General features: G+C 72.6%; 1 protein-coding gene. It reads left to right on the top strand.

Annotated elements, in window-relative coordinates:
• Nucleotides 1-329 (top strand): alcohol dehydrogenase catalytic domain-containing protein (locus ACFWJO_RS40805; protein ID WP_386873459.1); only part of this gene is annotated, 329 nt, incomplete at both ends.

The following is a 329-nucleotide window of genomic DNA, read 5'->3' as shown; positions in this document are numbered from 1 at the left end:
GTCCCGATGTTGCTCGGGCACGAGGCCGCGGGGCTGATCACCCAACTCGGCGCCGGAGTCGACGATGTCGCGGTCGGACAGCGCGTCGTCATGACGTTCCTCCCACGCTGCGGGGAGTGCGAGGGCTGCGCCACCGACGGCCGGATGCCGTGCGTGCCCGGCACCGGTGCCAACAACGACGGAACCCTGCTCGACGGGGGAGCGCGACTGCACCGCGGCGGCGACACCGTCCACCACCACCTCGGGGTGTCCGGATTCGCGACGCACGCAGTCGTCAACCGCCGCTCGGTCGTTCCCGTCGGCGACGACGTCCCCGCCGAGGTAGCGGC

The organism is Streptomyces sp. NPDC127092 (assembly GCF_042722475.1).
In the GTDB taxonomy this organism is placed as follows: Bacteria; Actinomycetota; Actinomycetes; order Streptomycetales; family Streptomycetaceae; genus Streptomyces.
Note: the sequence above shows the minus strand (reverse complement) of the source record. Positions and strands in the feature narration are given on the sequence as shown.